Raw genomic sequence first — 22183 nt, forward strand, 5'->3', positions numbered from 1 at the left:
CGCCCGCACCCGGTGAGACCCCGGCTCAGGGCCACACCAAGCAGTACGGCTGATGCCCCGCCTCATGCAGCCGGTGCGAGAAGTCCTGCCATTCGTGCAGCAGTTGGTACACGTTGAACGCGTCCCGCGGGCCGCCCCGGTCCGGGACCGTCGACCAGATGAAGGCGGCCGCTCCGACCGCCTCCTCGCCGATGCCGCGCAGGGGGTCGACGACGGTCATGGGGAGCTTGACGACCGCGTAGTCGGGGTGCAGGACGACCAGTTCCAGCGGCGGGACCTTGTGCAGGGGAACGCCCTCGATGCCCGTCAGGACCATCGCGGCCATGGTCTCCGGCTTGATCTTCGTGAACATGCCGTTCATGCCGAGCTCGTCGCCGCCGAGTTCCTCGGGACGCATCGAGATCGGGACGCGGGCCGCGGTGGCGCCGTCGGGCGCGCCGAAGTACTTGTACGTCACCCCCACCCGACCACCATTCCCGCTCCCGGCCCGAAGATCGTCCACTCGACGTTCAGTACGTCCGTCGAGGCGCTCCGGTTCACTCCGCCGCCCCTGTGCCTGAGGTGCTTCCTGCGTGTCCTCCGCTTCGCGCCGGTGCCTTCCCCGCCGGGCACGTCGAGGACCCAGGTCATCAGTCCCCTCGCCCAGTCCGCCACCGCGATGCATATCTCCACCCGACTGCTTTTCCAGAACGCGTCGCCCCCGCCGCGCAACCCGATCATCGTGTCAGTGACCTCCCCCACGGCCGCCCGCCGAAACGTGCGCCGAAACATCTGTCCGCAGGGATCTTCGCAGCCTCCGACCAGGCCGGGGCCGTTCGAGCTGTGTGTATCGGGTCCCAGTCTCGCAGACGCCGGGGCCCCGGGGTCCGGTTGTCCCACACCCTCGCCCGCGGCCCCCCTGGCCTACCCTGAACAGGTCACTGGCACCCGGAGCCCGACTACGTCGGAGAAGGTCGGAGAAGTCGCAGGTCATGAGCGAACTGGCATATCCGTATGAAGCACCGGCCTCGCAGGCTCTGTTCGACCGCGCGGCCGCCGTCACGCCGGGCGGCGTGAACTCCCCGGTCAGGGCCTTCCGGGCCGTCGGCGGCACCCCGCGGTTCATGGTGTCCGGGACGGGCCCGTACCTGACGGACGCCGACGGGCGGGAGTACGTGGACCTGGTGTGCTCCTGGGGTCCGATGATCCTCGGGCACGCGCACCCCGAGGTGATCGCGGCCGTGCAGGACGCCGTCGCCCGCGGCACGTCCTTCGGCACGCCCGGCGAGGGCGAGGTCGCGCTCGCCGAGGAGATGGTCGCCCGCGTGGCGCCGCTGGAGCAGGTGCGGCTCGTGTCCAGCGGGACCGAGGCGACCATGTCCGCCATCCGGCTCGCGCGCGGGTTCACACAGCGCACCAAGGTGATCAAGTTCGCCGGGTGCTACCACGGGCACGTCGACTCGCTGCTCGCCGCGGCCGGCAGCGGCGTCGCCACCTTCGCGCTGCCCGACACCCCGGGTGTCACGGGCGCCCAGGCCGGCGACACCATCGTCCTGCCCTACAACGACCTCGACGCCGTGCGCGCGGCCTTCCGGGCCCACCCCGGCGAGATCGCCTGTGTGATCACCGAGGCCTCCCCGGGCAACATGGGCGTCGTCCCGCCCGCCGACGGGTTCAACCAGGGGCTGAAGGACATCTGCTCCGACAACGGCGCCCTGTACATCTCCGACGAGGTCATGACCGGCTTCCGCACCAGCCGCGCCGGCTGGTTCGGCATCGACGGCGTGGTTCCGGACCTGATGACCTTCGGCAAGGTGATGGGCGGCGGCTTCCCCGCGGCGGCCTTCGGCGGACGCGCGGACGTGATGGCCCACCTCGCCCCGGCCGGGCCCGTCTACCAGGCCGGCACCCTCTCCGGGAACCCCGTCGCCACCGCCGCCGGGCTCGCCCAGCTGCGGCTGCTCGACGACGCCGCCTACGCCAAGGTCGACGCGGTGTCCCGGGAGATCCAGGGGCTCGTCACCGAGGCCCTGGCCAAGGAGGGTGTCGCGCACCGGCTGCAGACCGCCTCCAACATGTTCTCGGTGTTCTTCACCGACCGGCCCGTGCGCGACTACGAGGACGCCAAGGCGCAGGAGTCGTTCCGCTTCACCGCGTTCTTCCACGCGATGCTCGCGCACGGCGTCTACCTGCCGCCGTCCTCCTTCGAGTCCTGGTTCGTGTCCACCGCGCACGACGAGCGGGCGCTGCAGAAGATCGCCGACGCCCTCCCGGCGGCGGCCCGCGCGGCGGCGGAGGCGACGGCATGAGCGACGCGACGAACCCCGGCAGCGACACGAGCAGCAGCACGAGCGACCAGGACATCACCGTCGTCCACCTGATGCGGCACGGCGAGGTCGCCAACCCGGACGGCATCCTCTACGGCCGGCTGCCCGGCTACCACCTCTCGGAGCTGGGCCGCCGCATGGCCGACCGGGTCGCCGAGCACCTGGCCCCGCGGGACGTGACGTACGTCGTCGCCTCGCCGCTGGAGCGCGCGCAGGAGACGGCCGAGCCGATCGCCAAGGCGCACGGGCTGGACCTCGCCACGGACGAGCGGCTGCTGGAGGCCGAGAACATCTTCCAGGGCAAGACGTTCGGCGTCGGGGACGGGGCGCTGCGCAGGCCGGGCAACTGGCGGCACCTGGTCAACCCGTTCCGGCCGTCCTGGGGCGAGCCGTACGTGGACCAGGTCGTGCGGATGATGAGCGCGCTGGGCGCGGCGAAGGACAAGGCCCGCGGCCACGAGGCGGTGGTGGTCAGCCACCAGCTGCCCATCTGGATCGTGCGCTCGTACGTCGAGCGGCGGCGGCTGTGGCACGACCCGCGCAAGCGGCAGTGCACCCTGGCCTCGCTGACGACCTTCACCTACCGGGGCGACCGGATCGTCTCCGTCGGTTACAGCGAGCCGGCCCGCGACCTGGTCCCGGCGCACCTCCTCGCCGGTGCGAAGCCGGTGAAGGGCAAGGACAAGGCGTTCGGCGCATAAGCGGCTTCTGATCGCTTCCGACCGCTCCGTTACGGAATCTGCGCATTTCGGAGGAACCTTCCCGTCCGTCACGCCCTCTGACTGGGTGACCACCAGAGGACGTGACGGAACGGGGAAGCCATGCGCCCTTACTCCCGCAGGGGAATGCTGTCGATCGGCGCGGGAGCCGCCGCCGCTGTCTCGCTCGCCGGGTGCGCCGGTCTCACGGGGTCGGACGACGCGAGCCACGCCGACGGTTCCGGCGGCGACAGCGCGCAGGGCCGGCCGAAGCCCAAGCCCACCGCCCGCCCCATCGGCGACGGCTCCACCGCCTACACCGGCAGGCAGCCCCACCAGCCCGCGAAGCCCGAGCCGCTTCAGCCGGGCCAGGCGCCCCCGCAGTTCGTCGTGTTCTCCTGGGACGGCGCCGGCGAGGTCGGCAACGGCCTCTTCCCGCGCTTCCTCGACCTGGCGAAGGAGCACGGCGCGGCCATGACCTTCTTCCTGTCCGGGCTGTACCTGCTGCCCGAGTCGAAGAAGCGCCTCTACGACCCGCCGAACAACCCGCGCGGCGCCTCCGACATCGGCTACCTCACCGACGCGCACATCAAGGACACCCTGAAGAACGTCCGCCGCGCCTGGCTGGAGGGCCACGAGATCGGCACGCACTTCAACGGCCACTTCTGCGGCGAGTCCCACGGCTCGGTCAAGCACTGGACGCCCCGCCAGTGGCGCAGCGAGATCGACCAGGCGAAGTCCTTCGTGAAGGAGTGGCGCACCAACACCGGCTGGACGGACCTGCCGGCGCTGCCGTTCGACTACGACAAGGAACTCGTCGGCGGCCGCACGCCCTGCCTGCTCGGCCAGGACAACCTGCTGCCCACCGCCCGCGCGCTGGGCTGGCGCTACGACGCCTCCTCCCCGGGCGGCCGCCAGGTGTGGCCCGTCAAGCGCCAGGGCATATGGGACCTGTCCCTGCAGCAGATACCTTTCCCCGGCCGCCGCTTCGAGGTCCTCTCGATGGACTACAACATGCTGGCCAACCAGTCCGTGAACTCCACCAAGGCCCCCGCGCACAACTACCCGGGCTGGCGCGAGCAGGCGGCCCAGGCCTACATCCAGGGATTCAAGCGGGCATACGAGACGAACCGGGCACCCCTCTTCATCGGCAACCACTTCGAGCAGTGGAACGGCGGCATCTACATGGACGCCGTCGAGGAGGCCTTCCAGCACATCGCCCGCGAGAAGGACAAGGGCGGCGATGTGCGTCTGGTCTCTTTCCGGCAGTACGTCGACTGGATGGACGCGCAGCGGCCCGAGGTGCTGGCGAAGCTGCGCACCCTCGACGTCGGGCAGCAGCCGGCGGGCGGCTGGCGGGAGTTCCTGAAGGCGGCCCCCACCGGATCGGGTTCACCCTCCTCGAACGCCGCCTGAAATGCGGTTTTCCGCCCGCAAGGGGGGTGGGCGAGATCCCCGGAACGGACATGCGAAACTTTTCACATGAGTGCCGCCAGCCACGCCCCCCTGCGCTCGAACCGCACCCGCAGCCGCGCCGCCCTGCTCACCGCCGGTGCCGCGGCCGCGGCGCTGACCCTGTCCGCGTGCAGCTCCGGCGGGACCTCGGGCGGGGGCGGTGACACCAACTTCGTCCTGGGCAAGGACGGCATCGCCACCGCCGACAAGGGCGAGCGCGCCGACGCCCCCGACCTGTCCGGCAAGACCGTCGACGGCAAGCAGCTGGACGTCGACGACTACCAGGGCAAGGTCGTCGTCCTCAACGTCTGGGGCTCCTGGTGCCCGCCCTGCCGCGCGGAGGCCCCCGGCTTCCAGAAGGTCTCCGAGGACCTGAAGGACGAGGGCGTCCAGTTCGTCGGCATCAACACCCGCGACACCAGCACCGGCCCGGCCCTCGCCTTCGAGAAGACCTACAAGGTGACGTACCCGAGCCTGTACGACCCGACGGGCAAGCTGATGCTGCGCTTCGAGCGCGGCACCCTCAACCCGCAGGCCATTCCCTCCACGCTCGTCTTCGACCGGGAGGGGAAGATCGCCGCCCGCTCGCTCCAGGCGCTGAGCGAGGAGAAGCTGCGCAAGATGATCGCCCCGGTCCTCGCGGAGAAGTGACGTGACCTCCGCAGTCACCACGCTCGCGGCGACGGGCTACAACGGCACGGTGCTCAACGGCGCCCTGCTGGCGGCCCTGCCGATCGCCCTGCTCGGCGGGCTCGTCTCCTTCTTCTCCCCCTGCGTCCTGCCGCTCGTCCCCGGCTACCTGTCCTACGTGACCGGCGTCACCGGCACCGACCTGGCCGAGGCCCGGCGCGGCCGGATGGTCGCCGGCGCCTCCCTGTTCGTGCTCGGCTTCACCGCCGTGTTCGTCTCCTCCGGGGCGCTCTTCGGCTACTTCGGCGACACGCTCCAGGCCAACCGGGGCGTGCTCTCCAAGGTCCTGGGCGCGCTCATGATCCTCATGGGCGTGTTCTTCATGGGGCTGATGCCCTGGATGACCCAGCGCGAGTTCCGCTTCCACAAGCGGCCGGTGACCGGCCTGGTCGGGGCGCCGCTGCTGGGCGCGCTGTTCGGCATCGGCTGGACGCCCTGCATCGGCCCCACCCTCGCCTCCGTGCTGGCGCTCTCCTCCAACCAGGGCAGCGCGGGCCGCGGCGCCATACTGACGGTGGCGTACTGCCTCGGCCTCGGGGTGCCGTTCGTGCTCGCCGCGGTCGCCTTCCGCAAGGCGCTGGGCGCCTTCGGCTGGGTCAAGCGCCACTACGTCTGGGTGATGCGCATCGGCGGCAGCATGATGATCATCACCGGTCTGCTGCTGCTGACCGGTGCCTGGGACGTCATCGTGCAGGACATGCAGTCCTGGTCCAACGGCTTCACTGTGGGGATCTGATCGATGAGCAAGACCAGCACCACCGGCCCGGCCCCCGCCGGCCGCCCCGAGGACCGCGACCTCGGCGACGCCGGAGCCCAGCTGTCCACCGCCCCCAAGGAGGAGGCGCCCCACCTGCCCTCCCTGGGCGTCGTCGGCTGGGCCCGCTGGTTCTGGCGGCAGCTCACCTCCATGCGGGTCGCGCTGCTGCTGCTGTTGCTGCTGTCGCTGGGCGCGATCCCCGGCTCGCTGATCCCGCAGACCGGCATCGACGCCACCAAGGTCGCCGAGTTCCGCAAGAACAACCCCACCCTCGGTGACGTCTACGACAAGCTCGGGCTGTTCCACGTCTACAGCTCGGTGTGGTTCTCCGCGATCTACATCCTGCTGTTCGTCTCGCTCATCGGCTGCATCGTGCCCCGCACCTGGCAGTTCGTCGGCCAGCTGCGCGGCCGCCCGCCGGGCGCGCCCAGGCGGCTGACCCGGCTGCCCGCCCACACCACGTGGCGCACCACGGCCGAGCCGGAGCAGGTCCGCGAGGCCGCGCTCGCCCTGCTGAAGAAGCGCCGCTTCCGGGCGCACCTCGCCGGGGACGCGGTCGCCGCCGAGAAGGGCTATCTGCGCGAGGTCGGCAACCTCGTCTTCCACCTCGCCCTGATCGTGATGCTGATCGCCTTCGCCTGGGGCCAGCTGTTCAAGGCGGAGGGCTTCAAGCTGGTCGTCGAGGGCGACGGCTTCTCCAACACCCTCACGCAATACGACGACTTCAAGTCCGGCAACCTCTTCACGCAGGACGATCTGAACCCCTTCAGCTTCCGCCTGAAGGACTTCGAGGGCACCTACGAGATGAGCGGCCCCAACCGGGGCACCCCGCGCACCTACCAGGCGACCGTCGACTACAGCGAGGGCGCCTACGGCAAGGACCGGCACAAGACCATCAAGGTCAACGAGCCGCTCACCATCGGCGACACCAAGGTCTACCTCGCCGCCCACGGCTACGCCCCGGTCGTCACCGTCCGCGACGGCAAGGGCGAGGTCGTCTACCGCGACGCCGTGCCGCTGCTGCCGCTCGACGGCTTCGCGACCTCCTCCGGCGCCGTCAAGGTCATGGACGGCTACCGCAACGCCAAGGGCGAGAAGGAGCAGCTGGGCTTCCAGGCGTTCTTCGTGCCCACCTACAACGGCGGCGCGATGGTCTCCCAGTTCCCGGCGCTGATGAGCCCGGTGCTCGCGCTGAACGCGTACCACGGCGACCTGGGCGTCGACTCGGGCCTGCCGCAGAGCGTGTACCAGCTCGACAAGAAGAACATGAAGGAGTTCAAGAACTCCGAGGGCAAGCTGCTGAAGAAGCTGCTCAAGCCCGGCCAGACCATGCAGCTGCCCGACGGCGCCGGCTCGATCACCTTCGAGAAGGACATCAAGGAGTGGGCGCAGTTCCAGATCACCCAGCAGCCCGCCAGCGGCTGGGCCCTGGGCGGCGCCGTCGCCGCGATCTTCGGCCTGGCCGGCTCGCTGTTCATCCAGCGCCGCCGCGTCTGGGTCCGGGCGGTCCGGGGCGCCGACGGTGTCACCGTCGTCGAGATGGCCGGCCTCGGCCGCAGCGAGTCCGCGAAGGTCCCCGAGGAGCTGGGGGACCTCGCCGGGATCCTGTACGACCAGGCGCCGGCCGCGCCCGACCCCGCAGATTCCCCCGACCCCGCCCAGGAGCCGGGCACCACGACCCCCGTACCCGCCGAAGGGGCTGAGAAGCAGTGACGCTCGCCGCCGCGACCAACGAGAACCTGGCCAACCTCAGCAATACGCTGATCTACTCCGCGATGGCCGTCTACACCCTGGCCTTCTTCGCGTACATCGCCGAATGGCTCTTCGGCAGCCGCAGCAAGGTCGCCCGCACGGCGGCCGCGCTCACGGCGAAGTCCGAGGCGAAGAAGGCGCCCGCCGTCACCGTCAACCAGGCGGGCGGCACCGCCGTGCTGGAGCGGCCGAAGGTCACCGTGCGGGCCACGGCCGGCCAGCGGGACGTGCCGGACGGCCCGGGAGCGCACGGCGGTGACGCGCAGGGCGACCTGTACGGCCGCATCGCCATCTCCCTCACCGTGCTCGCGTTCCTGCTGGAGCTGGGCGGCGTCATCGCCCGCGCGGCCTCGGTGGAGCGGGCGCCGTGGGGCAACATGTACGAGTTCAACATCACCTTCTCCACGGTCGCCGTCGGCGTGTACCTCGGGCTGCTGGCGCTGAAGAAGAACATCCGCTGGCTCGGCCTGTTCCTGACCACCACCGTCCTGCTCGACCTGGGCCTCGCGGTCACCGTCCTGTACACGGAGAGCGACCAGCTGGTCCCGGCGCTGCACTCGTACTGGCTGTACATCCACGTCTCCACCGCGATCTTCTGCGGCGCGGTCTTCTACGTGGGCGCGGTCGGCACGATCCTGTACCTGTTCAAGGACTCCTACGAGAACAAGCTCGCGAGCGGCGGCCGTCCCGGCACCTTCGCGACCTCGGTCCTGGAGCGGCTGCCCTCCGCCGCGTCCCTCGACAAGTTCTCCTACCGCGTCAACGCCGCCGTCTTCCCGCTGTGGACGTTCACGATCATCGCGGGCGCGATCTGGGCGGGCGACGCCTGGGGCCGCTACTGGGGCTGGGACCCCAAGGAGACCTGGTCCTTCATCACCTGGGTCGCCTACGCGGGCTACCTGCACGCCCGCGCCACGGCCGGCTGGAAGGGGCGCAAGGCCGCCTACCTGGCCCTGCTCGCCTTCGCCTGCTGGCTGTTCAACTACTACGGCGTGAACATGTTCGTCTCCGGCCTGCACTCGTACGCGGGCGTGTAGCCCGGGGCTTCCTCACCGCCTGGTGTGGGGGGCGCGGTCCGCGACCGACAGGATGATGTCGCGCAGCCGGTCGGCGTACAGCCGCAGGTTCTTGTGCGCGACGTCGGTGTCCGGGAGGCGGGCCGCGAACCACAGCCCCTCGTGCAGCCGGGTGACCCAGGCGCAGACCTGGTCGCCGTAGGACACCCGGATCAGGCCGTAGGCGTTGCGCTCGGTCCAGGTCGTGGAGTCGGGGATGGCCCGGGTGTCGGTGTACGACACGATCGAGTACATGTCGGGGGAGGTCGGCCGGAAGTCCGCGCCGAGCAGCCGCAGCACCCGGGCGAGCGGCATACGGGCCAGCGGCCGGGCGGCGTGCAGCGCGTTGCGCACCGTCGTCAGCGCGGCGGGGAAGTCGGGGGTGCGGGCCACGGGCACCTCGATCGGCGCGCCGCCCACGTACCAGCCCACCGAGTCCGAGTACGCCGACCTGGCCCGGGTGTGGAAGGGCACCACCGTGCGGTAGACGGGCTCGCCGCCGATCTCGTGGACGATCAGGGCGGTCGCCGCCAGCAGGCCGACCAGGGTGCCGCCGCAGGGACGGCAGTACGCCTCGAACGCGGCGGCGGCGTCCGCGTCCACGAGCATCTCGCGCATCAGCTTCTGGGTGGGCAGCGTCCCGCCGGGCTCCAGGCCGAGGTCGACGGGGAAGCCCGGCAGCCGGCCGTCGCAGCGCTGGATGAACTCCCGCCAGCGGGCGACGATCTCGTGGTCGGCGTCCAGCCGGTCCGCGTCCGCCCGCTCGGCCTCGCAGAAGTCGACGTAGCTGCTGACCGGTGCCTGCTGGGGGGTGCGGCCGGTGCGGTGGGCGGCGTACAGCTCGCGGATCTCGGCCGGCATGCGGTAGATCGAGAACGCGTCGACGTTGCTGTGGTCGAAGGCCATGTACACGCTGGTGCTGTCGTCGCGGACGACGGCCGTGTAGATGAGGTTGGGCCAGCGCAGGGCGTCCGCCGTGGTGTCGAAGCGGTCCTGGAGGTGCTGGGCCAGGGCGGCGGGGTCGGTGAAGTCGCCGACGTCCTCGCGGTGCAGGGACACCGAGTCCGCGTCGAGCGTGAAGCGGCGGATCGAGTCGCCGGGCCCGCCCGCCCAGCGGAAGCCGCTGCGCAGCGTCTCGTGCCGGAGCGTCCAGCCGCGCAGCGCCGCGCCCAGCGCGTCGAGGTCGGCCCGGCCGGGCAGGTCGAAGGCCGCGCCGATCCAGGTCGGCACGAACAGGCCGTCCTCACGCACCGAACGCGCCGTCCTGAGGTGCGACTCCTGGATGTAGGCGGGCGGCCGGGAGTCCTCGGGCAGCGCCTTCGCCGTCGCGACGGTCGCCGGGCTCAGCGTCCATTCGACGAGCCGTCCAGGCCGGACCTCACAGCGCTGGATGTCAGACATTCGCACAGGGCGTCTCCGTTCGCAGTTGGGACAGACCCGACCAACACAATGACGAGGCGGCTGCCGGACACACGGCCTGCGGCCGTATTTCAGGGGAACGGATGGCATCTCGAACGGCGATCCGAGGCCGCGCCGCCGCCCCGGGTTGACGCCCTGGCCGGTACGCGTCCCCGCGCGGCCCGCGCGGCGGTGAACGGCGTGTACTGTCCGTGCGACGCGCGCTTTCGACGACCTCGGGGGTTCCATGCACCGTCACGCGGACTCGGTCGAATCGATGGAACAACTCGCCCTGGTCTGGCGGACCATGGTGCTCGACCGTGACCCCGGGTCCGACGTCCGCGACCTCCCGGGGATCGCGGTGCGCTGGGCGGACTGCCGGTTCGCGTTCTGGAACTGCCTCACGCTGACCGACGTCGGCGCGGACGCCGCACTGGTGAAGCAGCGGCTCGGCGAGGCGGCGGAGGTGATGCGCGCCAAGCGGCGGCCCGGGTTCCTGTGGGTCTTCGAGGACCTCCTCGACGAGCAGGCCCGCGCCGGGCTCGACGAGGCCGCCGACGCGGCGGGGCTCGCCTACGCCTTCCCCGGCACCGGCATGGCGGCCGACCTGCCGTCCCTGCCCGAACCGGCCCATGACGAGCTGACGTTCACACGCGTCACCGACGACGAGCTGCTGCGGGCCTACGCCGACCTCAACTCACGGGCGTACGGCTTCGACCTGGCGGACGGCCGCGACGGGCTGGCCGGCTCCACGCTGTGGAAGAGCGACGTCCACGCCTACCTGGGCCTGCGCGACGGCGTCCCCGTCACCTGCGCCGCCACGGTGGAGGCCGACGGACGCCTCTTCGTGGTCCTGGTCGCCACCGACCCGGACTGCGAACGCCGGGGCTACGGTGAGGCGGTGACCCGCAAGGCCCTCCACGAGGGCGCCAGGGCCACCGGCCTGACCCGCGCGACCCTGCACGCGACGGCGGCGGGCGCACCCGTGTACCCGAGGATCGGCTTCGAGCCGAACTCGCCCATCCGCTTCTACGGGCTCAAGGGGTAGCGGGCCGGCCCGGGCCGTGTCCCTCACTTCGTCCCCACCGTCCGCAGCACCCCCACCACCAGCGCCCGGGCCACCGCCACCGTCTCGCGGACCGACACCCGCTCCCCCGCGCTGTGCGCCACCTGGATGTCCCCGGGCCCGAACTGCAGCGTGGGGATGCCGGCGGCGGTGTACAGGCGCAGGTCACTGCCGTACGTCGCGCCGCGCTCGCGCAGGGCGGGGCCGCCGGCCGTGTCGGACCAGGCGTCGCGCAGGACGGCGGGCAGCCGGTGGCCCTCGGGCAGACGGCCGGGGGCGAACTGTCCCCCGGGCCAGGTCACGGTCGGCGGGTGGGCGCGCAGCCAGGGGTCGGCGGCGCAGACCTCGGCCACGCACTCCTCCAGGGCGCGCCGGGCGTCGGCCGGGTCCTCGTCGAGGCGTACGCCGAGCCTGCCCTCGGCGACCAGCAGGTCGGGGACGCTGCTCGCCCAGTCGCCGGAGCGCACCGTGCCGACGGACAGGGCGTAGGGGATGGGGTACTCCGCCAGCAGCGGGTCGGGGTCGGCGTTGCGCGCGGTCTCCAGACGGGCCAGGGCCCGGTGCAGCGGCAGGTACGCGTCGACCGCGCTCACGCCCTGCTCCCGGGAACTGGCGTGGGCGGCCCGGCCGGGCACGGCGATGCGGAACGTCAGGGCGCCCGCGTTGGCGGTGATCAGCGTGCCCGCGGTGGGCTCGGCGATGACACAGGCGTCGCCGCGGTGGCCGCGCCGCAGGGTGCCGAAGGCGCCGATGCCGCCGTCCTCCTCGCCGACGACGAAGTGCGCGGCGACCCGGCCGCGCAGCCGGATCCCGGCCGCGCGGATCGCGGCCAGCGCGGCGAGGTGCGCGGCGATGCCGGCCTTCATGTCGCAGGCGCCGCGCCCGTGCACGACGTCCCCGGTCACCCGGGGCACGAACGGGTCGCCGTCCCAGGCGGTGGGGTCGCCGGGCGGTACGACGTCGACATGGCCCTGGAGGATCAGGGTGGGCCCGTCGCCGCCGTCGGGTGTGGTGCCGACCAGGCCCCACGCCTCGTCGCGGGGTGCCTCCGTGCCCGGGAAGTCCGGGTCGGCCCGCAGGGCGGGCAGGTCCATGGACCACAGGTCGGTCTCCAGGCCCAGCCACTCCAGCCGGCCCGCCAGCTGGTGCTGCAGCTCCGACTCGGCGGCGCTGCCGGTCACGCTGGGCACGGCTATGAGCTCCTGCAGGGTCCGCGCCAGGGCCGCCTCGTCGATCTCCGCCAGGGCGGCGGCCTCCTCGTCACTCAGCACGCTGCCGGTCCTCCCCTCGCCCCGGGGCGCGCCGTTCGCGGCCCCGCCTCCGGATATCTGCTCACGCGGGACCGTCCGTGAACGCCCGTACCGGGAACCGGCGTGCCGGGAGCGGCCGTGCGTGCCGGGAACGGCCGTGCAGTGCCGGGAACGGCCGTGCGGGGAACGGCCGTGCAGTGCCGGGAAGGGGAATGCCGGGATCGGCCGCGCGGTGCCGGGAACCGGCAGGCCGGGAGCGGCCGCGCGGTGCCGGGAACCGGCAGGCCGGGGACGGGCGGGCGGTGCCGGGAACCGGCAGGCCGGGAAACGGCCGCGCGAGGCCGGGAACCAGCAGGCCGAGAACGGCCGCGCGAGGCCGGGAACCAGCAGGCCGAGAACGGCCGCGCGAGGCCGAGCCCAGCCGTGCCGTGCCGGGAACCGGCGGGCCGGGAACGGCCGCGCGGTGCCGGGAACGGCGTGCCGGGAACGGCCGTGCAGTGCCGGGAACCGGCCGTGCGGGAAACGGCCGCGCGATGCCGAGAACCGGCGTGCCGGAAACGGCCGCGCGATGCCGGGAACCGGCAGGCCGGAAACGGCCGCGCGGTGCCGGGAACGGCCGTGCGGGAAACGGCCGCGCGGTGCCGGGAAGGGGCGGGCGGTGCCGGACCCGGGAGTGGCGGGCGTCAGCCGTCCGCGATCCCGCCGCCCACCGTGAACCCGATCACGGCCCCGCCCCCCTCCCGGCACAGCGCGAACGGCGCGCCCCCGTGCGCGAGCGCCACCTCCCGCACGATGGACAGGCCCAGCCCGGACCCGGGCAGGGAACGCGCGTCGGCGGCACGGTAGAAGCGGTCGAAGACGCGGTCCAGGTCCCGGTGCGCTATGCCGGGGCCGCGGTCGAGGACCTCGACGCGGATCGTGCCGGGCCGGGCGGGACCGGCGACGACGATCTCGATGGGGGCGGTGCCGCCCTGGTCGAACTTCACCGCGTTCTCGACGAGGTTGGACAGCGCCCGGGTCAGCATGCCGGGCCGCCCGTCGGTGGTGGTGTCGCCGCCGGTGCGCAGCACGATCCGCCGGCCGCTGCGGCGCCGGGCGTTGGCCGCCACCTCCTCCGCGAGGTCGGCGAGGTTCACCCGCTGCGGCGGCTCGGTGTCGGACTGCCCGGCCGCGAGGTCGACGAGCTCGTTGACCAGGTCGGTCAGCTCCCGGGCCTCCTGCCCCAGGTCGGCGACCAGTTCCTCGCGGGTCGCCGGCGGCAGTTCGTCGATGCGGCGCAGCAGGGAGATGTTCGTGCGCAGCGAGGTCAGCGGCGTCCGCAGCTCGTGACCGGCGTCCTGGACCAGGCGGCGCTGGTCCTCCTCGGACTGGGCGAGCCGGCCCAGCATGCGGTCGAAGGCCCGGCCCAGCCGCCCCACCTCGTCGTGCCCGGCCACGGGCACCTGGATGCCGAGGCGGCGGGTGCGGGCGACGTCCTCGGCGGCGTCGGTGAGCACCACCAGCCGGCGGGTGATCCGCCGGGCCAGCCACCAGCCGAACAGCCCGGCGCCCAGCACCACGGCGGCCATCAGCACCAGCGTGCGCTGCTGGAGCGCCCGCAGCAGGTCCTCGACGTCGCTGAACTCCTGCGCGACCTGCACCGCGCCCCGGCCGCCGCCGAGGGAGACGGTCGCGACGCGGTAGACGTCGTCGCCGACGTCGACGTCCTTGTGCTGCACCACCCGGCCGGAGTCGGCCGCGGCGGCGATCCGCACGTCGTCGGCGACGACCGGCAGCCCCGGACTGCCCCGGTCGACGACCCGCCCGTCCGGGCCGAGCACCTGCACGTCCGTGCGGGCGGGCCGCACCAGGTCGTGCCCGGGCGCGGCGGAGGAGAAGTCCCCGGGCGTCATCCGGTTCTCGCTGACCTCGTCCCGTAGGTCCTGCACGACCTCGTCGAACACGGTCTGCTGGTCCACCCGCACCAGCCGCGCCGCCGCGTTGTACGACAGGATGCCGACCAGGATCGTCACGGCCGCCGTCACGGCGGCGAACGACATCGCGAACGTGGTGCGCAGCGAGACCAGCTTCGTCCGCCGTACCGCCGCCGCCCGGCGCAGGCGGCCCATCAGTCCTCCCGCAGCACGTAACCCACGCCGCGCACCGTGTGGATGAGCTGCGGCGCGTCCGGCGCGTCGAGCTTGCGGCGCAGGTAGCCGACGTAGACGGCGAGGTTCTTGGAGCCGGGGCCGAAGTCGTAGCCCCAGATGCGGTCGTAGATCGTGGAGTGGTCCAGGACGATGCCCGCGTTGCGGACCAGTAGCTCCAGCAGTTCGAACTCGGTGCGGGTCAGCTCCAGCTCGCGCGGGCCCCGCCAGGCGCGGCGGGCCTGCGGGTCCATGCGGATGCCGGCGGCCTCGACGAACCGCTCTGGCAGCGGACGGGGCGGCCCGGCGGGTGCGGCCGGGCCCGGGACGCCGACCGGGCCGGAGCCGACCGGGCTGCTGTCGACCGGCCCGGTGCCGACGTGGGTGCTGTCGACCGGGCCGGTGCCCACCGGGGTGCTGTCGACCGGGCTGGTGCGGCGCAGCAGTGCGCGGAGCCGGGCGAAGACCTCCTCCACGTCGAACGGCTTCACCACGTAGTCGTCGGCGCCCGCGTCCAGGCCGGCGATCCGGTCGGCGGTCTCCACGAGCGCCGTCAGCATCAGGATCGGCGTGCGGTCGCCCTCGGCGCGCAGCACCCGGCACACCTGCAGGCCGTCGATGCCCGGCATCATCACGTCCAGGACGAGGACGTCCGGGCGGTTGCGGTGGGCCTGCGCCAGCGCCTCGACACCGTCGGCGACCGCCATGACCCGGTAGCCCTCCAGGGTCAGGGCGCGCTCCAGGGCGTTGCGGATGGCGCGGTCGTCTTCGGCGAGCAGCACGGTGTGGGGCACGGATCCAGTGTGCCCCGCCACCGGGACCCAGGGGCCGGACGAGCTGCGCCGGAGGGTCCTTCTTACCCCTCTCTCACCAGGGCCCGCGCCGCCGCGGGCGGGGTGCCCGCCGCCCGCTCACCGCCGGGCCGCGGCGAGCCGGGAGGCGTGCGTGGGAGCGTCCGGCACGTCCGCCGGGCGGCCCACGGCGAACTCCTTGCGCAGCACGGGCACGACCTCCTCGCCGAGCAGGTCGATCTGCTCCAGCACGGTCTTCAGCGGCAGCCCGGCGTGGTCGATCAGGAACAGCTGCCGCTGGTAGTCGCCGGCGTACTCACGGAAGGCCAGGGTCTTCTCGATGACCTGCTGCGGGGAGCCGACGGTCAGCGGCGTCTGGTCCATGAAGTCCTCCAGCGACGGGCCGTGCCCGTACACCGGGGCGACGTCGAAGTAGGGCCGGAACTCGCGCACGGCGTCCTGGCTGTTCCTGCGCATGAACACGTGCCCGCCGAGCCCGACGATCGCCTGCTCGGGAGTGCCGTGCCCGTGGTGCGCGTACCGCTCCCGGTACAGCTCGACCATGCGCCTGGTGTGGTCGGCCGGCCAGAAGATGTTGTTGTGGAAGAAGCCGTCGCCGTAGTACGCGGCCTGCTCGGCGATCTCGGGTGAGCGGATCGAGCCGTGCCAGACGAACGGGGGCACGCCGTCCAGCGGGCGGGGCGTGGCGGTGAAGCCCTGCAAGGGCGTACGGAACGTGCCCTCCCAGTCGACGACGTCCTCCCGCCACAGCCGGCGCAGCAGGGCGTAGTTCTCGATGGCGAGGTTGATGCCCTGGCGGATGTCCTGGCCGAACCACGGGTAGACCGGGCCGGTGTTGCCGCGCCCCGTCATCAGGTCGACGCGCCCGTCGGCCAGGTGCTGGAGCATCGCGAAGTCCTCGGCGATCTTCACCGGGTCGTTCGTGGTGATGAGGGTGGTGGCCGTGGACAGGACCAGCCGCTCCGTGCGCGCCGCGACGTAGCCGAGCATCGTCGTCGGGGACGAGGGCACGAACGGCGGGTTGTGGTGCTCGCCGGTCGCGAAGACGTCCAGGCCCACCTCCTCGGCCTTCAGGGCGATGGCGACCATGGCCTTGATCCGCTCACGCTCGGTCGGCGTCCGGCCGGTGGTGGGGTCCGGCGTGACGTCGCCGACGCTGAAGATCCCGAACTGCATGGTCGCTCACCCTCCAGGTTGTTTACCGTTCAACCATACCTGGAGAGCGCCGGTGCGCCCCGGATCGTGCCCAGGACGGGTTCCGGCCGGTCCGCGCCAGCAGCCGCTCGAACGCCGACGCGCCCTCGGCCTCCGGCACCGGCTCCCCGAAGACGCCCATCCGCCGGGCCGTCGGCGCCAGCTCGTCCACCGCGCCCGCCAGCTCCGCCACGACCGCCTCGTCGGCACCCGGGTCGTCCTGGCCCGTCGCCCGCGCCAGGTCCCACACGTGCACCGTCAGATCCAGCAGCGCCATCGAGCCGACCAGCCGCGCCGGCATGCCCATCGCACCGGTCGTGCCCTCCTCGGCACCGGGCGCGGACCAGGCCGCCACCAGCCGCTCCGCCTCCCGCGCCAGCCGCTCACGCCACTCGGGACTCCCGGTGACCACGTCGACCGGCTCGCCGAACTCCGCCGGCTCCTTCACGGCCAGCCGCTGGAACTGCACGATCACCTGGAACAGATGGTTGACCAGGGCCTTCACGTCGTACTCCGCGCAGGGCGTGGGAGCGGCGAGCGCCCCGTCCGCGATGCCCCGCACCACCGGAACCGCCCGCTCCCGGGCCAGCTCCAGCAGCTCACCGATGCCGTACGTCCGCATGTCTTTCGTCTCCATGCCCCGACCGTAGGAAAACCCGGGGCTGCCCTTCTTGAACAAACGCGACGTACGATCCGCCCATGGAGGCACCCCGCCACGACACCCGCGGGATCGTCGACCCGTCCGGGCTGCTGAACCGCGTGCGCTTCCGCCGCCACGAGCCCGCCGAGCCGCTGCGCCGGTACGTCGAGTGGTACTGGCTGATCGACTGGGACCTGCCCGCGCCCTACGCGTCCCACATCGTCCCGCACCCGGCCGTGAACCTCACCTTCCAGTGGGACGAGGACGAGGGGCCGCCCTACGCCGAGGTCACCGGCGTCGCCCTCGGCCTGTACACCAGGAAACTGACCGGCCGCGGCCGGGTCTGCGGGGTGCGGTTCCGCCCCGGCGGCTTCCGGCCCTACACGCCCCAGGCACCGGCGTCCCGCTGGACGGGCCGCGCGCTGCCCGCCCAGGAGGTGTTCCCGCAGATCACCGACGACACCGTCCGCACGATCGTCACCGGCGCCGGCGACCCCGCCCGGGTGGCCGCCCTGGACGCCTTCCTGCTCTCCCTGCCCTGCGCCCCGGACCCGCAGGCCGACCTCGCGATCGACCTCGTCCGGCGCATCCGCGCCGACCGCGGCGTGCGCCGCGTCGGCGACTTCGCCCGCGCCCGGGGCCTGTCGGTGCGGGCCCTGCAACGGCTCTTCGCCACCCAGGTCGGCGTCAGCCCCAAGTGGATCATCCTCCGCTACCGCATCCACGAGGCCCTGGAGGCGGCCGGCACCCGCAGCGACGTCGACTGGGCCGCCCTCGCCGCCGACCTCGGCTACGCCGACCAGGCCCACCTGGTGCGGGACTTCACCGCGACGGTGGGCGTGCCCCCCACGGCCTACGCGGCGGAGGCCCGGGCCTGACACCGGAGCCCGGCCGCCCCGGCGGCGCGCGCCCCGAAGAGGCCGCCGGAACCTGACCCCCGGCCCCACCACCCGGGCATGCGAAGCTGGCCGGCATGTCCGTGCTGCGCTCCGCCGCCCTCTTCGTCCTCGCCGCGCTGCTGGAGATCGGCGGGGCCTGGCTCGTCTGGCAGGGCGTGCGCGAGCACAAGGGCTGGCTCTGGGCGGCCGGCGGCGTCCTCGCGCTCGGCGCCTACGGATTCGTCGCGACGTTCCAGCCCGACGCCCACTTCGGCCGGGTCCTCGCCGCGTACGGCGGGATCTTCGTCGCCGGTTCGATCCTGTGGGGCGTCGTCGCGGACGGCTACCGCCCGGACCGCTGGGACATCGCGGGCGCGCTGATCTGCCTCGCGGGCATGGCAGTGATCATGTACGCCCCGCGCGGGAACTGACGGCGGTCCGGGCCCGGCGTGTCAGAACGGCTCGTCCGGCAGCAGACCCAGCTGCCCCAGGAAGTCCATCTCGTCGAAGTACAGCCGGTAGTCCACGATCCGCCCGTCCTTCACGGTGGCGATGTCCACCCCGCGGATCCGCACCTCCTTCTGCGTCGCGGGCAGCGTCTCCCCGTTGGGCAGCTCCAGTGGCCCCGTGTTCCGCCCGCTGTAGATCCCCTCGTCGATGGCCGTGTCACCGGCCTCGTAGGAGTGCAGCGTCCGGAACGTCGCGTCGGGAACCGCCTCCGTCATCGTCCGCCAGTACGCGACGATCGCGTCGCGCCCGCGCAACTCGCCCTCGTCGGGGGTGAAGGCGACCGCGTCCTCGGCGTACAGATCGGCGACGACCTTCAGATCGGTGTGCGTGGTGACCGCGTCCGTGAGCCGGTCCATGACCTCACGAGCCTCACCCATGACCCACCTCCACAGAAACAGGGGATCACCCGCCCCCATTCTCCCACCGTCGGCCCCTTCTATCCTGGCCGGGAGCCCGGCGCAGAGCCCGGCCGGTCCACCCACCCGAGGAGCTCCCATGGCCACCGCCGCCCCGTCCGCAGCCTCCCGCATCGCCGTCGTCACCGGTGCGAGCAGCGGGATCGGCGCCGCCACGGCCCGGCAACTCGCCGCCGCGGGCTACCGCGTGGTCCTCACCGCGCGCCGCAAGGACCGCATCGAGGCACTGGCCGAGGAGATCAACGCGGCGGGCCACCAGGCCACGGCCTACCCGCTGGACGTCACCGACCGCGCGGCGGTCGACGAGTTCGCCACGGCCTTCCGGACGATCGGCGTGCTGGTGAACAACGCGGGCGGCGCGCTCGGCGCCGACCCGGTCGCGACCGGCGACCCGGCCGACTGGCGGGCGATGTACGAGACCAACGTCATCGGCACGCTCAACCTCACCCAGGCCCTGCTGCCCAAGCTGGTCGCGAGCGGCGACGGCACGGTCGTGGTCGTCTCCTCCACCGCCGGCCACGCCACCTACGAGGGCGGCGCCGGCTACGTCGCCGCCAAGCACGGCGCCCACGTCCTGGCCGAGACCCTCCGCCTGGAGATCGTCGGACAGCCGGTCCGCGTGATCGAGGTCGCCCCCGGCATGGTCAGGACCGAGGAGTTCGCCCTGACCCGCTTCGGCGGCGACGAGGAGAAGGCGGCGAAGGTCTACGCGGGCGTGGCCGAACCCCTCACCGCCGACGACGTGGCCGACACGATCACCTGGGCGGTCACCCGCCCCGCCCACGTCAACATCGACCTCCTGGTGGTCCGCCCCCGCGCCCAGGCGTCGAACACGAAGGTGCACCGGGAGGCGTAGGGCGGGCCGGCCGGTCAGCCCTTGACGCAGACGACCTGCTTGATCTGCGCCACGACCTGCACCAGATCGCGCTGCTGGTCGATGACCTGCTCGATCGGCTTGTAGGCGCCCGGGATCTCGTCGACGACACCGGAGTCCTTGCGGCACTCCACGCCCCGCGTCTGCTCCTCCAGGTCCTTCGTCGAGAACCGGCGCTTGGCCGCGGTGCGGCTCATGCGCCGGCCCGCGCCGTGCGACGCGGAGTTGAAGGACTTGTCGTTGCCGAGGCCCTTCACGATGTACGAACCCGTGCCCATGGAGCCGGGGATGATCCCGTACTCGCCGGAGCCCGCCCGGATCGCGCCCTTGCGGGTCACGAGCAGGTCCATGCCCTCGTACCGCTCCTCCGCCACGTAGTTGTGGTGGCAGGAGATCTCCGGCTCGAAGGTCGGCCTGGCCTTCTTGAACTCCTTGCGGACGACGTCCTTCAGGAGCGCCATCATGATCGAGCGGTTGTACTTCGCGTACTCCTGGGCCCAGAACAAATCGTTGCGGTAGGCCGCCATCTGCGGGGTGTCCGCGACGAAGACGGCCAGGTCCCGGTCGACCAGACCCTGGTTGTGCGGGAGCTTCTGGGCCACCCCGATGTGGTGCTCGGCCAGTTCCTTGCCGATGTTGCGGGAACCGGAGTGGAGCATCAGCCAGACGGCACCGGTCGTATCCGTACAAACTTCAACGAAGTGGTTGCCTCCGCCCAGCGTCCCCATCTGCTTCCCGGCCCGCTCGGAACGGAACCTGACCGCCTCCGCCACCCCGTCGAACCGCCCCCAGAAGTCGTCCCACCCCGCCGTGCCGAAGCCGTGCAGCCGGCCGGGGTCGACCGGGTCGTCGTGCATGCCGCGGCCCACCGGGATGGCCTGCTCGATCCTCGACCGCAGCCGGGACAGGTCACCGGGCAGGTCGTTCGCCGTCAGGGACGTCCTCACGGCCGACATCCCGCAGCCGATGTCGACGCCGACCGCCGCCGGGCACACCGCGTCCTTCATGGCGATGACCGAACCGACCGTCGCGCCCTTGCCGTAGTGCACGTCGGGCATGACGGCCAGGCCCTTGATCCACGGCAGCGTGGCGACGTTCCGGAGCTGCTGGAGCGCCGAGCTCTCCACCGTGGCCGGGTCGGCCCACATCCGGATCGGCACCTTCGCACCAGGCATCTCTACATACGACATAGCGTCCTCAATCCCCCGTAAACGAACAGAAGTCCTCAAGAGCAAATACCGGCGCCAAGGTCGACGAAAGGGATTCCGGACCGGCGTCCACGGCAGTGCGTGCGATACACATTGTGTTCATCGGCCGCACCACGGCGGCAAGCCGATTTCCGCGTCGTAAGGAGCCACCACGTGCAACGGAAGGCGTACGCGTCCGGTATCGCCGCGCTCCTCGCGGCGCTGCTGGCCGGCTGCACCGGCGGTTCGGGCGACGGCGGCACCACGGACGACTCCAACCCGGGCGATGCCGGCACGGCCTCGGCCGCCGCCGAGCCCGGCCGCTACCGCACGCTGCCCGAGCCCTGCACGGCGGTCGGCGAGAGCACCCTCGACGAACTCCTGCCGGGCATCCGGCAGATCGCCGACGGCGAGCAGCGCGAGCGGGCCTACCAGGGCGAGCCGACGACCACGTTCGACACCGACCGCAAGGCCGGCTGCCGCTGGAAGGTGGACTCCCCGGAGGCGACCGACCACCTGCTCGTCGACTTCGAGCGGGTCGTCTCCTACGACAACGCCGTCAGCGACGACAGCCAGGCCGAGCAGCTGTTCGCGGAGCAGGAGGCGGGGGCCCACCTGCCCGAGCCGACCGTCACGTCGTCGGCGTCCGCGGGCAGCCCCCTGGCGGGCGGTTCCTCCGAGGCCCCGAGCGGCTCGCCCTCCCCGTCCGGCTCCGCCTCCTCCACACCGGGCTCCTCCCCCTCGGGCACCTCCTCGCCCTCGGCTTCGGCCTCGGCGGCCCCGACCGAGCTCCAGCCGCGCGTCCTGGAGGACCTCGGCGACGAGGCGTTCCTCGACGACCAGCTCAGCAGCTCCGGTTCGACCGCCAAGCAGCGCACGGTGACTGTGGCGTTCCGCACGTCCAACGTCATCGTGACCATCGAGTACATGGAGCAGCCGGCGACCGTGGGCGTCGTCCCGGACAGCAAGGAAATGCAGGACAGGGCGCAGAAACTGGCTGCCCGGCTGGCGGATTCGCTGAGCGACTGAGGCCCCTTCGCGGCCCCTTCACCGGTGCCCGCAAAGCGTCCGAAGGAAGAACACACTGTCGCCCCACCGCGTACCGTGACCACTCGGACC

The 22183-nt window shown here is 72.4% G+C and carries 21 protein-coding genes; 12 read left to right on the forward strand and 9 right to left on the reverse strand.

What is annotated here, in order from left to right:
* Window positions 1–25 precede the first annotated feature (25 nt).
* Window positions 26–463: a hypothetical protein gene (locus ACPXCS_RS27120; protein WP_003974483.1), complete on the reverse strand. Its 438-nt coding sequence runs from the start codon at window positions 461–463 to the stop codon at window positions 26–28.
* Window positions 464–971: 508 nt separating this feature from the next.
* On the opposite strand from ACPXCS_RS27120, the gene hemL reads away from it, so the two are divergent.
* From hemL to ccsB, 7 genes are all read left to right on the forward strand, one after another.
* Window positions 972–2288, forward strand: coding sequence for a glutamate-1-semialdehyde 2,1-aminomutase (hemL, locus tag ACPXCS_RS27125; RefSeq protein WP_425950121.1), 1317 nt, complete (start codon window positions 972–974; stop codon window positions 2286–2288).
* Window positions 2285–3007 carry a histidine phosphatase family protein gene (locus ACPXCS_RS27130; protein ID WP_425950123.1) on the forward strand — a complete coding sequence of 241 codons (723 nt, stop codon included), beginning with the start codon at window positions 2285–2287 and terminating at the stop codon, window positions 3005–3007. Before hemL ends, ACPXCS_RS27130 begins: the two co-directional genes overlap by 4 nt.
* Window positions 3008–3127: 120 nt before the next feature.
* Window positions 3128–4420: a hypothetical protein gene (locus ACPXCS_RS27135; protein ID WP_425950124.1), complete on the forward strand. Its 1293-nt coding sequence runs from the start codon at window positions 3128–3130 to the stop codon at window positions 4418–4420.
* A gap of 66 nt (window positions 4421–4486) precedes the next feature.
* Window positions 4487–5110: a TlpA family protein disulfide reductase gene (locus tag ACPXCS_RS27140; protein WP_425950126.1), complete on the forward strand. Its 624-nt coding sequence runs from the start codon at window positions 4487–4489 to the stop codon at window positions 5108–5110.
* 1 nt (window position 5111) lies between these two features.
* A complete protein-coding gene (locus ACPXCS_RS27145; protein ID WP_425950128.1) occupies window positions 5112–5885 on the forward strand; it encodes a cytochrome c biogenesis CcdA family protein in 774 nt (257 codons plus the stop codon).
* Window positions 5886–5888: 3 nt separating this feature from the next.
* Entirely contained in the window at window positions 5889–7619 is a 1731-nt protein-coding gene (resB, locus tag ACPXCS_RS27150) for a cytochrome c biogenesis protein ResB (protein WP_425950130.1), read from the forward strand.
* On the forward strand, window positions 7616–8695 hold the full coding sequence (gene ccsB, locus ACPXCS_RS27155) for a c-type cytochrome biogenesis protein CcsB (protein ID WP_425950131.1): 1080 nt from the start codon (window positions 7616–7618) through the stop codon (window positions 8693–8695). Before resB ends, ccsB begins: the two co-directional genes overlap by 4 nt.
* Window positions 8696–8707: 12 nt before the next feature.
* Here ccsB and ACPXCS_RS27160 read toward each other — a convergent pair whose 3' ends face one another.
* Window positions 8708–10120: a condensation domain-containing protein gene (locus ACPXCS_RS27160; protein WP_425950133.1), complete on the reverse strand. Its 1413-nt coding sequence runs from the start codon at window positions 10118–10120 to the stop codon at window positions 8708–8710.
* 238 nt (window positions 10121–10358) lie between these two features.
* Here ACPXCS_RS27160 and ACPXCS_RS27165 point away from each other — a divergent pair, with 238 nt between their 5' ends.
* Window positions 10359–11159 carry a GNAT family N-acetyltransferase gene (locus ACPXCS_RS27165; protein WP_425950134.1) on the forward strand — a complete coding sequence of 267 codons (801 nt, stop codon included), beginning with the start codon at window positions 10359–10361 and terminating at the stop codon, window positions 11157–11159.
* A 23-nt stretch (window positions 11160–11182) separates the two neighbouring features.
* Here ACPXCS_RS27165 and ACPXCS_RS27170 read toward each other — a convergent pair whose 3' ends face one another.
* The 5 genes from ACPXCS_RS27170 to ACPXCS_RS27190 all read right to left on the reverse strand — a co-directional run bounded on the left by ACPXCS_RS27170 (window position 11183) and on the right by ACPXCS_RS27190 (window position 17196).
* Entirely contained in the window at window positions 11183–12448 is a 1266-nt protein-coding gene (locus ACPXCS_RS27170; protein WP_425950135.1) for an ArgE/DapE family deacylase, read from the reverse strand.
* Between the two features lie 662 nt (window positions 12449–13110).
* A complete protein-coding gene (locus ACPXCS_RS27175; RefSeq protein ID WP_425950136.1) occupies window positions 13111–14535 on the reverse strand; it encodes an ATP-binding protein in 1425 nt (474 codons plus the stop codon).
* Complete coding sequence (locus ACPXCS_RS27180; RefSeq protein WP_425950138.1) at window positions 14535–15347, reverse strand: response regulator transcription factor; 813 nt, start codon at window positions 15345–15347, stop codon at window positions 14535–14537. The genes ACPXCS_RS27175 and ACPXCS_RS27180 overlap by 1 nt, the downstream gene beginning before the upstream one ends.
* Before the next feature lie 117 nt (window positions 15348–15464).
* Window positions 15465–16541 (reverse strand): LLM class flavin-dependent oxidoreductase, encoded by a 1077-nt coding sequence (locus ACPXCS_RS27185; protein WP_425950140.1) that lies wholly within the window; start codon window positions 16539–16541, stop codon window positions 15465–15467.
* A gap of 22 nt (window positions 16542–16563) precedes the next feature.
* Window positions 16564–17196 carry a TIGR03086 family metal-binding protein gene (locus ACPXCS_RS27190; protein WP_425950141.1) on the reverse strand — a complete coding sequence of 211 codons (633 nt, stop codon included), beginning with the start codon at window positions 17194–17196 and terminating at the stop codon, window positions 16564–16566.
* A 62-nt stretch (window positions 17197–17258) separates the two neighbouring features.
* Between ACPXCS_RS27190 and ACPXCS_RS27195 the strand changes: the two genes are divergently transcribed.
* Together ACPXCS_RS27195 and ACPXCS_RS27200 are read left to right on the forward strand one after the other, a co-directional pair.
* Window positions 17259–18077, forward strand: coding sequence for an AraC family transcriptional regulator (locus ACPXCS_RS27195; protein ID WP_425950143.1), 819 nt, complete (start codon window positions 17259–17261; stop codon window positions 18075–18077).
* A gap of 95 nt (window positions 18078–18172) precedes the next feature.
* Window positions 18173–18508 carry a YnfA family protein gene (locus tag ACPXCS_RS27200; protein WP_425950145.1) on the forward strand — a complete coding sequence of 112 codons (336 nt, stop codon included), beginning with the start codon at window positions 18173–18175 and terminating at the stop codon, window positions 18506–18508.
* A 21-nt stretch (window positions 18509–18529) separates the two neighbouring features.
* On the opposite strand, the gene ACPXCS_RS27205 is transcribed toward ACPXCS_RS27200, so the two are convergent.
* Complete coding sequence (locus ACPXCS_RS27205) at window positions 18530–18964, reverse strand: ester cyclase (RefSeq protein WP_425950147.1); 435 nt, start codon at window positions 18962–18964, stop codon at window positions 18530–18532.
* 118 nt (window positions 18965–19082) lie between these two features.
* Between ACPXCS_RS27205 and ACPXCS_RS27210 the strand changes: the two genes are divergently transcribed.
* Window positions 19083–19859, forward strand: coding sequence for an SDR family NAD(P)-dependent oxidoreductase (locus ACPXCS_RS27210; protein WP_425950149.1), 777 nt, complete (start codon window positions 19083–19085; stop codon window positions 19857–19859).
* A 14-nt stretch (window positions 19860–19873) separates the two neighbouring features.
* Here ACPXCS_RS27210 and ACPXCS_RS27215 read toward each other — a convergent pair whose 3' ends face one another.
* Entirely contained in the window at window positions 19874–21067 is a 1194-nt protein-coding gene (locus tag ACPXCS_RS27215; RefSeq protein ID WP_425950151.1) for an RtcB family protein, read from the reverse strand.
* A 171-nt stretch (window positions 21068–21238) separates the two neighbouring features.
* Between ACPXCS_RS27215 and ACPXCS_RS27220 the strand changes: the two genes are divergently transcribed.
* Window positions 21239–22093, forward strand: a complete 855-nt coding sequence (locus tag ACPXCS_RS27220) for a DUF3558 domain-containing protein (RefSeq protein ID WP_425950153.1) — start codon at window positions 21239–21241, stop codon at window positions 22091–22093.
* Window positions 22094–22183 lie beyond the last annotated feature (90 nt).

Source organism: Streptomyces sp. DT190 (assembly GCF_049846985.1).
GTDB lineage: Bacteria > Actinomycetota > Actinomycetes > Streptomycetales > Streptomycetaceae > Streptomyces.

What these genes read in the sequence shown, in the direction of transcription:
- ACPXCS_RS27175 (WP_425950136.1), bottom strand. Translation starts at nt 14,535, where the DNA reads ATGGGCCGCCTGCGCCGGGCGGCGGCGGTACGGCGGACGAAGCTGGTC.
- resB (WP_425950130.1), top strand. Translation starts at nt 5,889, where the DNA reads ATGAGCAAGACCAGCACCACCGGCCCGGCCCCCGCCGGCCGCCCCGAG.
- ACPXCS_RS27130 (WP_425950123.1), top strand. Translation starts at nt 2,285, where the DNA reads ATGAGCGACGCGACGAACCCCGGCAGCGACACGAGCAGCAGCACGAGC.
- ACPXCS_RS27135 (WP_425950124.1), top strand. Translation starts at nt 3,128, where the DNA reads ATGCGCCCTTACTCCCGCAGGGGAATGCTGTCGATCGGCGCGGGAGCC.
- ACPXCS_RS27200 (WP_425950145.1), top strand. Translation starts at nt 18,173, where the DNA reads ATGTCCGTGCTGCGCTCCGCCGCCCTCTTCGTCCTCGCCGCGCTGCTG.
- ACPXCS_RS27190 (WP_425950141.1), bottom strand. Translation starts at nt 17,196, where the DNA reads ATGGAGACGAAAGACATGCGGACGTACGGCATCGGTGAGCTGCTGGAG.
- ACPXCS_RS27140 (WP_425950126.1), top strand. Translation starts at nt 4,487, where the DNA reads ATGAGTGCCGCCAGCCACGCCCCCCTGCGCTCGAACCGCACCCGCAGC.
- ACPXCS_RS27215 (WP_425950151.1), bottom strand. Translation starts at nt 21,067, where the DNA reads ATGTCGTATGTAGAGATGCCTGGTGCGAAGGTGCCGATCCGGATGTGG.
- ACPXCS_RS27165 (WP_425950134.1), top strand. Translation starts at nt 10,359, where the DNA reads ATGCACCGTCACGCGGACTCGGTCGAATCGATGGAACAACTCGCCCTG.
- ACPXCS_RS27195 (WP_425950143.1), top strand. Translation starts at nt 17,259, where the DNA reads ATGGAGGCACCCCGCCACGACACCCGCGGGATCGTCGACCCGTCCGGG.
- ACPXCS_RS27185 (WP_425950140.1), bottom strand. Translation starts at nt 16,541, where the DNA reads ATGCAGTTCGGGATCTTCAGCGTCGGCGACGTCACGCCGGACCCCACC.
- ACPXCS_RS27210 (WP_425950149.1), top strand. Translation starts at nt 19,083, where the DNA reads ATGGCCACCGCCGCCCCGTCCGCAGCCTCCCGCATCGCCGTCGTCACC.
- hemL (WP_425950121.1), top strand. Translation starts at nt 972, where the DNA reads ATGAGCGAACTGGCATATCCGTATGAAGCACCGGCCTCGCAGGCTCTG.
- ACPXCS_RS27205 (WP_425950147.1), bottom strand. Translation starts at nt 18,964, where the DNA reads ATGGGTGAGGCTCGTGAGGTCATGGACCGGCTCACGGACGCGGTCACC.